The sequence below is a fragment of the Streptomyces sp. NPDC046985 genome (assembly GCF_040644415.1).
In the GTDB taxonomy this organism is placed as follows: Bacteria; Actinomycetota; Actinomycetes; order Streptomycetales; family Streptomycetaceae; genus Streptomyces.
Genome location: NZ_JBEYWK010000006.1, coordinates 1 through 9,020, shown reverse-complemented (window position 1 = coordinate 9,020; position 9,020 = coordinate 1). Strand labels below are relative to the sequence as shown.

Annotated in this window: 8 protein-coding genes, 1 pseudogene and 1 riboswitch; of the genes and pseudogenes, 8 read left to right on the top strand and 1 reads right to left on the bottom strand. The window is 72.5% G+C overall.

The window, feature by feature from the left end; translation table 11 throughout:
• The first annotated feature begins 261 nt into the window (after positions 1–261).
• The 7 genes from ABZ861_RS09320 (at position 262) to ABZ861_RS09290 (ending at position 7,720) form a co-directional block, all read left to right on the top strand.
• Complete coding sequence (locus ABZ861_RS09320; protein WP_361626264.1) at positions 262–1,599, top strand: cytochrome P450; 1,338 nt, start codon at positions 262–264, stop codon at positions 1,597–1,599.
• A 203-nt stretch (positions 1,600–1,802) separates the two neighbouring features.
• On the top strand, positions 1,803–2,906 hold the full coding sequence (locus ABZ861_RS09315) for a transglycosylase family protein (protein ID WP_361626261.1): 1,104 nt from the start codon (positions 1,803–1,805) through the stop codon (positions 2,904–2,906).
• Between the two features lie 198 nt (positions 2,907–3,104).
• A riboswitch (cyclic di-AMP (ydaO/yuaA leader) is annotated at positions 3,105–3,270 on the top strand.
• Positions 3,271–3,274: 4 nt separating this feature from the next.
• Entirely contained in the window at positions 3,275–3,976 is a 702-nt protein-coding gene (locus tag ABZ861_RS09310) for a transglycosylase family protein (protein ID WP_361626258.1), read from the top strand.
• 291 nt (positions 3,977–4,267) lie between these two features.
• Entirely contained in the window at positions 4,268–5,554 is a 1,287-nt protein-coding gene (gene eno, locus ABZ861_RS09305) for a phosphopyruvate hydratase (protein WP_361626255.1), read from the top strand.
• Positions 5,555–5,706: 152 nt separating this feature from the next.
• Entirely contained in the window at positions 5,707–6,183 is a 477-nt protein-coding gene (locus tag ABZ861_RS09300) for a septum formation initiator family protein (protein ID WP_361626252.1), read from the top strand.
• 20 nt (positions 6,184–6,203) lie between these two features.
• The gene (locus ABZ861_RS09295; RefSeq protein ID WP_361626249.1) at positions 6,204–6,752 is read left to right on the top strand and encodes a DUF501 domain-containing protein; all 549 of its coding nucleotides are present in this window, start codon (positions 6,204–6,206) and stop codon (positions 6,750–6,752) included.
• On the top strand, positions 6,749–7,720 hold the full coding sequence (locus tag ABZ861_RS09290; protein ID WP_361626246.1) for a Ppx/GppA phosphatase family protein: 972 nt from the start codon (positions 6,749–6,751) through the stop codon (positions 7,718–7,720). Before ABZ861_RS09295 ends, ABZ861_RS09290 begins: the two co-directional genes overlap by 4 nt.
• A gap of 398 nt (positions 7,721–8,118) precedes the next feature.
• Here the strand turns inward: ABZ861_RS09290 and ABZ861_RS09285 are convergent, their stop codons facing one another.
• The gene (locus ABZ861_RS09285) at positions 8,119–8,403 is read right to left on the bottom strand and encodes a hypothetical protein (RefSeq protein ID WP_361626243.1); all 285 of its coding nucleotides are present in this window, start codon (positions 8,401–8,403) and stop codon (positions 8,119–8,121) included.
• Positions 8,404–8,802: 399 nt separating this feature from the next.
• On the opposite strand from ABZ861_RS09285, the pseudogene ABZ861_RS09280 reads away from it, so the two are divergent.
• A pseudogene (locus tag ABZ861_RS09280) lies at positions 8,803–9,020 on the top strand (hypothetical protein); the annotation flags it as partial.

Genomic DNA, 9,020 nt, shown 5'->3' with positions numbered 1-9,020 from the left:
CGCAGGTCACACCACACCTGAACCCGGGTCTTTTCAGGGGCGCGGGGAACGGCGCGCCCAGCCCCCACCCACCCGCAGGTCACACCACACCCGAGCCCGGGTCTTTTAAGGGGCGCGGGGAACTGCGCGACCAGCCCCCACCCACCCGCAGCGCATCACACCCCCTAGGGGGCTCCGGGGGCGAAGCCCCCAGGGACGGGACGGGAAGGGGCGGCGGGGGCGAAAACCCCGTCCCCCCACCCCGCCGACTAGGGTCACCCCATGCCCGACCACCCCCCCACCCCCGACACCCCCACCGCACACACCCCACCCCCCCTCTTCACCTGGGAGTTCGCCACAGACCCCTACCCCGCCTACGCCTGGCTGCGCGACCACGCCCCCGTCCACCGCACCCAGCTCCCCAGCGGCGTAGAAGCATGGCTGGTCACCCGCTACACCGACGCCAAGCAGGCCTTGGCCGACCAGCGCCTGAGCAAGAACCCGGCGCACCACGACGAGCCCGCGCACGCCAGGGGCAAGACCGGCATCCCCGGCGAGCGCAAGGCCGAGCTGACGACGCATCTGCTCAACATCGACCCGCCGGACCACACCCGCCTGCGCCGCCTGGTGAGCAAGGCGTTCACCCCCCGCAGGGTCGCCGCGTTCGCGCCCCGCGTGCAGGAGCTGGCCGACGGCCTCATCGACCGGTTCGCCGCCGACGGCGCCGCCGACCTCATCCACGAGTTCGCCTTCCCGCTGCCCATCTACGCCGTCTGCGACCTGCTCGGCGTCCCGCGCGAGGACCAGGACGACTTCCGGGACTGGGCGGGGATGATGATCCGGCACGGGGGAGGGCCCCGGGGCGGAGTGGCCCGCTCGGTGAAGAAGATGCGCGGCTACCTCGCCGAGCTGATCCACCGCAAGCGCGCGGCCCTGACGTCCGAGCCCGCCCCCGACGAGGATCTGATCTCCGCCCTCATCCGGGCCTCCGACCACGGCGAGCACCTCACCGAGAACGAGGCCGCCGCCATGGCCTTCATCCTGCTCTTCGCCGGCTTCGAGACGACCGTCAACCTCATCGGCAACGGCGCCTACGCCCTGCTCACCCACCCCGAGGAGCGCCGCCGGCTCCAGGAGTCCCTGGCCCGCGGCGAAAGCGACCTGCTGGCCACCGGCGTGGAGGAACTCCTGCGCTACGACGGCCCGGTGGAGCTGGCCACCTGGCGGTTCGCCACCGAGCCGCTCAGCATCGGAGGGCAGGCCATCGCCCCCGGCGACCCGGTGCTGGTCGTCCTCGCCGCCGCCGACCGGGACCCCGCGCGGTTCGCGGACCCCGACCGCCTCGACCTCGCCCGGCGCGACAACCAGCACCTGGGCTACGGGCACGGCATCCACTACTGCCTGGGCGCACCGCTCGCCCGCCTGGAAGGCCAGACCGCGCTCGCCACGCTCCTCACCCGGCTGCCCGGCCTGCGACTCGACGCGGACCCGGCGGACCTGCGCTGGCGCGGCGGGCTCATCATGCGTGGCCTGCGGACGCTCCCCGTCCGCTTCACGCCCCCTGCGGACCGCGCCGACGAGGCCGAAGCCCGCGCACCCGACCCGCACGGACGGGCGTAGACGGCATCGGCGCAGACGCGGCGAAAACGAGCGCGACGCACGTTCAACTATGTGATCTTCACGTGATCTGCGCGGCATGAACTTGTGACGAGCGATCATCTGCCGCTACGTTCACCCCTCAGCGTGGCGTTCGAATCCCCTGGGACCGCTGGGGGGACGCATCGCCGCCACGCTGGTCACCGCCGCCGTTGAAAGGTCTCCGCATGCTCTCCGGGAACGGTCGTCACCGACGCCCCCGTCAGGCTCCGGCCATCGTCGTCGCCGCCGGAGTGACCGGCTCCGCCCTCGCCCTCCCGCTCCTCGGCGCCAGCGGCGCGAGCGCGGCCGACGGCACCACGTGGGACAAGGTCGCGGAGTGCGAGACCGGCGGCTCGTGGAGCACCGACACCGGCAACGGCTACTACGGCGGTCTGCAACTGACCCAGGACGACTGGGAGAAGTACGGCGGCCTCGACTACGCCTCCAGAGCCGACCAGGCCAGCCGGTCCCAGCAGATAGCCGTGGCCGAGAAGATCCTGGCCGACCGCGGTCCGGGCGCCTGGCCCGCCTGCGGCCTGCTGTCCGGCCTCACCGTGAGCTCCGGCGCGGCGCCCGTCGACACGGGGGTGGGCGGCGGTTCGTCCGCGGACTCCGGCTCGTCCGGCGGCTCGGGCTCGTCCGACGCCGACCCCGGACCGTCCGACTCCTCCCACACCGGCACTGGTTCGACGGACTCCTCCGGGTCGTCCGGCTCATCCGGCTCGTCGACTCCCTCCGGTGCGCCCGGCACGGCGTCCGGCCCCTCGGGCTCGGCCGACAGCGGCAAGACGTCGTCCTCCACGGGCTCTTCGCCCGGCACGGCGGACCGGCAGGCGGAGTCCGGCACGTCCGGCGCGTCCGGCGCCCCGGGCGCCTCCGGCACGGGCGGCGGCCGGATACCCGGCGAGGCGGGCTCGGTCTCCCGCGGCGCCGAACGGGGCTACTCGGGCTACTCGGCCGACTCGGACAACTCGCAGCAGAGCATCGGCTCTTCGGCTCTCGTCGACACCGGCGCGCTCGACGCCGGAACCCTCGGCGCCGGACGCCACCGCGGCGGCAGCGCCGCCGAGGACCTGAAGCAGGACAGCGTGACGTCCGCAGGGGGCCGGCACGCCTCCCGGGTGGCCGACGGCGCCTACACCGTCCGCGAGGGCGAGACGCTGGCGTCCATCGCCGACTCCCTCGGCGTCCCCGGCGGATGGCGCGCGCTCTACCACGCCAACGAGGGCGTCCTCGGCGCCGACCCCGACCACGTCATGGCCGGTCAGACCCTGGATCTCCCCGCCTAAACCGCCCCAAAGCAGCGGGAGTTCGCGTCACGTTTCGTGCCGTAACGCCCCATTGGGCGAAAGTGTGGGATGAGTCTCAGAAGCCCCGATCGTCTTTGAAATTCCCCCGCTCGCGTGTCTACGGTCGTGATCGCTCGCCACCGCGAGCCCCGGCTGCCGCAACGCCGAATCCTGCCAGCGGCCGCACGGGAACAGTCGTCGCGTCAAGCGCCGCGGGCAGGAGCGGGGGACCCAAGGTAAGCGCCGCGCCGGGCAGTCGACCGGAGCGGCTGGGGGTGAAGCCGTGCCTCATCGAGGGCGCGGCCGGGCAACTCATTCGGCCCGAACCCGACAGCTCACCTCGTAGGCGTCGGTGAGGGGATCGTTTCATGCTGTTTTCCGCCAAGGGCAAGCACCGCCGTCCCGCCAAGGCCACCCGCGCTCTCGCGCTCGCCGGGATCGCCGGGGCGGCCGTCGCCGGCCCGCTGATGGCCTCCGGCAACGCCTCCGCCGCCACCGCTTCCGAGTGGGACGCCGTCGCCCAGTGCGAGTCGGGCGGCAACTGGTCCATCAACACCGGCAACGGCTTCTACGGCGGCCTCCAGTTCACCGACTCCACCTGGGCCGCGTACGGCGGCGCCGCCTACGCCTCGCGCGCCGACCTGGCGGGCAAGTCGCAGCAGATAGCCGTCGCCGAGAAGGTCCTGGCGAGCCAGGGCCGCGGCGCCTGGCCGGTCTGCGGCAAGGGCCTGTCCGGCGCCTCCGGCTCGTCGTCTTCCGGGTCTTCCGGCAGCGGCTCCAGCGGCTCGGCCGGCTCCAGCGACGCCGGCCGCTCCAGCGAGCCGCGGGCCGCCGACCGCTCCAAGACCCGCCCGGCCCCGGAGAAGACCCAGAAGACCGTCACCACGCCGACCGGCGGGACGGTGAAGAAGGGCGACGGCGAGTACGAGGTGGTCGCAGGCGACACCCTCGGGACCATCGCCGCCGAACACCGCGTCCAGGGAAGCTGGGAGAAGCTGTTCCAGCTCAACAAGGACATCGTCCAGGACGCCGACCTCATCTACCCGGGTCAGCGGCTCCACCTGAAGTAAGGAAGCGAGGCGCGCAGGCGCGGCGGTCGCCCTCGGCGCCGCCGCCCGGCCCCGCTCCCACGACCCCGCCCCGGCGCGCGCTCCCCGTGCGCGCCGGGGCGGGGTTCTTCGCCTTCCGTTCACGCACCTGTTCACGCATGTGTTCACCCCCTCTTTGTTCCGAGCGGGAACAATGTGTACCGTCACCCTGTCCACGGGACGGTCGGTCAGTCTTCGGGCGGCCCGGGACAGTTAGGCTCTAGTCGCAAGGCACACCAGCCCCGCAGTTTCCGCGTCACATCCACGAAGGAGATGCTCGTGCCGTCCATCGACGTCGTCGTAGCCCGGGAAATCCTCGACTCCCGGGGCAACCCCACGGTCGAGGTCGAGGTCGGCCTCGACGACGGCAGCACGGGTCGTGCAGCCGTCCCCTCCGGCGCCTCCACCGGCGCGTTCGAGGCGGTCGAGCTGCGCGACGGCGACCCCAACCGCTACCAGGGCAAGGGCGTCGAGAAGGCCGTCCTCGCCGTCATCGAGCAGATCGGCCCGGAGCTGGTCGGCTACGACGCCACCGAGCAGCGCCTGATCGACCAGGCCATGGCCGACCTGGACGCCACCGACAACAAGGGCTCGCTGGGCGCCAACGCCATCCTCGGCGTCTCCCTGGCCGTCGCGCACGCCGCCTCCGAGGCGTCGGACCTGCCGCTCTTCCGCTACCTGGGCGGCCCCAACGCGCACCTGCTGCCGGTGCCGATGATGAACATCCTGAACGGCGGCTCGCACGCCGACTCCAACGTGGACGTCCAGGAGTTCATGATCGCCCCGATCGGCGCGGAGTCCTTCTCCGAGGCCCTGCGCTGGGGCACCGAGGTCTACCACACGCTGAAGAAGGTCCTGAAGCGCAAGGGCCTGGCCACCGGCCTCGGCGACGAGGGCGGCTTCGCCCCGAACCTCGGCTCCAACCGCGAGGCCCTGGACCTGATCCTGGAGGCGATCACCGAGGCGGGCTACGTCCCCGGCGAGCAGATCGCCCTCGCCCTCGACGTCGCCGCCTCGGAGTTCTACAAGGACGGCGTGTACCTCTTCGAGGGCAAGGAGCGCTCCGCCGCCGAGATGACGGAGTACTACGAGGAGCTGACGGCGGCCTACCCGCTGGTCTCCATCGAGGACCCGCTGTTCGAGGACGACTGGGCCGGCTGGAAGGTCGTCACCGACCGGCTCGGCGACAAGGTCCAGCTCGTCGGCGACGACCTGTTCGTCACCAACCCCGAGCGCCTGGCCCGCGGCATCGAGGACGGCGCCGCCAACGCCCTGCTGGTGAAGGTGAACCAGATCGGCACGCTCACCGAGACGCTGGACGCCGTCGAGCTGGCCCAGCGCAACGGCTTCCGCTGCATGATGTCCCACCGCTCCGGCGAGACCGAGGACGTCACCATCGCCGACCTGGCCGTCGCGGTCAACTGCGGCCAGATCAAGACCGGCGCCCCGGCCCGCTCCGAGCGCGTCGCCAAGTACAACCAGCTCCTGCGCATCGAGGAGATCCTCGACGACGCCGCGGTCTACGCCGGCCGCAGCGCCTTCCCGCGCTTCAAGGGCTGATCCGGCGCCCGCGGGTCTGTTCCGCAGGACCGCGGGTCCGTTCCGCAGGACCGCGGCGTCGCCAGTCGTCCGTACGTCCCCGCACCCGGTCCCGTACCGTGTCCGGGGACGTACGCACGTAGCGGGACGGGCAAGGGGAGACGAAGAGCCGCATGGCCGTGAAGAACCGGGACCGTTTCTCCACCACGACCAGGATCCGGCTGCTCGGCGAGCAGACGGCGGCCCGGGTCTACCGGTCGCAGACCCGGCGCCAGGCCCGCCGCTCCCGGCTCACCGGGCGCGCCGCGCTGCTCGCGCTGGTGGTGTGCTCGCTGGTGGTCGCGCTGGCGTACCCGATGCGCCAGTGGGTCTCCCAGCGCGCGGCCATCGACGACCTCCAGCAGCAGAAGCGGCAGGCCCGGCAGCGGGTCGAGCAGTTGCGCGACCTCAAGGCGCGCTGGCAGGACGACGCCTACGCCGAGCAGCAGATCCGGCTGCGGCTGCACTACGTGCTCCCGGGGGAGACCGGGTACACCGTGGTCGACCCGGGCGCCGCCCGGCAGTCCCACGCCGAGCAGGGGACGTCCCGCCGCCCCTGGTACACCAACGTCTGGTACGGCGTCGACAAGTCCGACGCCGCCGGACAGTGACCGCAGACAGAAAGACAGCAATGGACACCCCCCCGCCGACCACCCCGCGCACCGAACCCGTCGCCGCGGACGTCGAGGCCTTCCAGCGGCAGCTCGGACGGCCGCCGCGCGGACTGCGCGCCATCGCGCACCGCTGCCCGTGCGGACAGCCGGACGTCGTGGAGACCGCCCCGCGGCTGCCCGACGGCACGCCCTTCCCCACGCTGTACTACCTGACGTGCCCTCGGGCCGCGTCGGCGATCGGCACCCTGGAGGCCGACGGCGTGATGAAGGAGATGACCGAGCGGCTGGCCGCCGACCCGGAGCTGGCGGCGGCGTACCGGGCCGCGCACGAGGACTACCTCCGGCGCCGGGACGCGATCGAGGAGCTGACGGGCTTTCCGAGCGCGGGCGGCATGCCGGACCGGGTGAAGTGCCTGCACGTGCTGGTCGCCCACTCCCTGGCCGCGGGCCCCGGCGTGAACCCGCTGGGCGACGAGGCGATCGCGATGCTGCCCGAGTGGTGGCGCAAGGGCCCGTGCGTGACGTCGCCGGACGACGCGGCGACGGACGCGGAGGGCGCCCGGTGACCCGCGTCGCCGCCGTGGACTGCGGCACGAACTCCATCCGCCTGCTCGTCGCGGACGCGGACCCGGCGACGGGCGAACTCGTCGAGCTGGACCGGCGCATGACGATCGTGCGGCTGGGCCAGGGCGTCGACCGCACCGGCCGGCTCGCCCCCGAGGCGCTGGAGCGCACCTTCGCCGCCTGCCGCGCGTACGCCGAGATCGTCGAAGAGCACGGCGCCGAGCGGCTGCGCTTCGTGGCCACCTCCGCCTCCCGCGACGCGGAGAACCGCGAGGAGTTCGTGCGCGGGGTGGTGGACGTTCTGGGCGTGGAGCCCGAGGTGATCTCCGGCGACATGGAGGCGGAGTTCTCGTTCACGGGCGCCACGAAGGAGCTGACGGGCCGCACGGATCTCGCCCGGCCCTACCTGGTGGTGGACATCGGCGGCGGCTCCACGGAGTTCGTCGTCGGCGACGACCGGGTGCGTGCGGCGCGCTCGGTGGACGTGGGCTGCGTCCGCATGACGGAGCGTCACCTCACGCACGGCGGCGAGGTCAGCGACCCGCCGACCGAGGGAGAGATCGCGGCGATAAGGGCCGACGTCGAAGCGGCCCTCGACCTCGCCGAGCGGACGGTCCCGCTGCGCGAGGCGCGCACCCTGGTGGGCCTGGCCGGCTCGGTCACGACGATCTCGGCCATCGCCCAGGACCTGCCCGCCTACGACTCCCAGCGCATCCACCACTCCCGCGTCTCCCGCGACCGGGTCCGGGAGATCACCCGGGACCTGCTGCACTCCACCCACGCCCAGCGCGCCCGCATCCCGTCCATGCACCCGGGCCGCGTGGACGTGATCGGCGCGGGCGCCCTGATCCTCCTTACGATCATGGAACGCACCGACGCGGAGGAGGTCGTGGTCAGCGAACACGACATCCTGGACGGCATCGCCTGGTCGGCGGCGGATACCGGCTACGCCGCCGAGCGGAGCGACTGACCCGCAGTCCGCCCCCCCCAGTACGCCCTCAGCCATCCAGCGGAGGGCGTACTGCGCACGGCGTCGAGTCCTCCCGCCACGCCACCCACGCCCGTGCCGCCGCCGTCAGCGCCGCACGGTGCGGCATCGGCCGCGCCCGCTCCCACTCCCGCCAGGCGGCGAGAAGCGTGCGCGCGAACGTCGTGACAGCGGTCGGCGCGGCGTCGGCGTACGCCGGCATCCGGGCCGCGAACGACTCGGCGCCGCCGGGAGAGTGCCCGGCGCACACAAGGCGCGGCACCATGAACGCCGCGTCCGCCCACGAAGGCCCCGGGCAGGAGAGGGCCCAGTCAAGGAGGCACAGGTCGCCTTGAGGGGTGATCGACGCGGACCCCTGCCTCACCCTTCGCTTCGACACCTCAGCCGTCGTAGTCCAGGCAGAGGACTTCGACGGCGTCGATCACCTTCGGCTGACCCTCATCCCCGAGCCGTAATGCCGAGCAGCCCGACATGATCGGCCGGACAAGTCCTAGCGGCGGCCCGCATCGAATCCGCACCATGAATGCGCGGCCGACGATGAACACTCCCTGGCCGCCCCGGACCACCGCCCGCCGTCCGCTCGCTTCGCGCGTCGCCGCGCCCCGCGAGCCGGTCGACCCGGCCCGGATCGGCCGCCGCGTCGTGCGGCGCCGGGCGAAGGGCATGGACTCCGGCGCCGTAGCGGCGGCCCTCGAGGACGCCGGGTTCGGCGAGTGGAAGGCGTCCCGGCACGAGGACCTGGCCGACGACGTCCGCGGCCCGGCCGAACTCGCGAAGTCGGAGCGGATCGAGCAGCTGCTCGCCGCCGCGCCGGCGGGAATGCGGACGCTCGACATGGCGCAGGTCTGCGGCCCGCGCGCGGCGCGTGCACTTCGCCGACCACGGCACCGTCGTTGTGCACCATTGACGCTCGGACTGTGCACATCAACGAGCCGATCCCGCCAGGCGGTGCACTTATGCGATGGCCCAGGTCTCCGCCTCCTGTCTACAGTGTGGCTCGTCCGCCCGGAGCGCCTGAACGTTCGCGCGAAGTATTGCCCAAGTGAGCTACCAAAGGAGACTTCATGGGGATCAGCCACTTCAAGAGGAAGATGACAGCCTGCGCTGCGTCGTTCGCTGCGATAACGGCAGTGCTGGCGACCGCGAGTCCGGCGAACGCGGCGGGGGGCAATGTCACAGACAACTGTGACGTCCCGTGGATTAACTGTTCATACGGCGATTTATGGCTGTTCTACAACTCAAAGGACATTGCCGTCCAGGGCGGCTACATCAAGTCGGCGTA

Coding starts and splice junctions, on each gene's coding strand:
- ABZ861_RS09320 (WP_361626264.1), top strand. CDS start 262: ATGCCCGACCACCCCCCCACCCCCGACACCCCCACCGCACACACCCCA.
- ABZ861_RS09315 (WP_361626261.1), top strand. CDS start 1,803: ATGCTCTCCGGGAACGGTCGTCACCGACGCCCCCGTCAGGCTCCGGCC.
- ABZ861_RS09310 (WP_361626258.1), top strand. CDS start 3,275: ATGCTGTTTTCCGCCAAGGGCAAGCACCGCCGTCCCGCCAAGGCCACC.
- eno (WP_361626255.1), top strand. CDS start 4,268: ATGCTCGTGCCGTCCATCGACGTCGTCGTAGCCCGGGAAATCCTCGAC.
- ABZ861_RS09300 (WP_361626252.1), top strand. CDS start 5,707: ATGGCCGTGAAGAACCGGGACCGTTTCTCCACCACGACCAGGATCCGG.
- ABZ861_RS09295 (WP_361626249.1), top strand. CDS start 6,204: ATGGACACCCCCCCGCCGACCACCCCGCGCACCGAACCCGTCGCCGCG.
- ABZ861_RS09285 (WP_361626243.1), bottom strand. CDS start 8,403: ATGCCCTTCGCCCGGCGCCGCACGACGCGGCGGCCGATCCGGGCCGGG.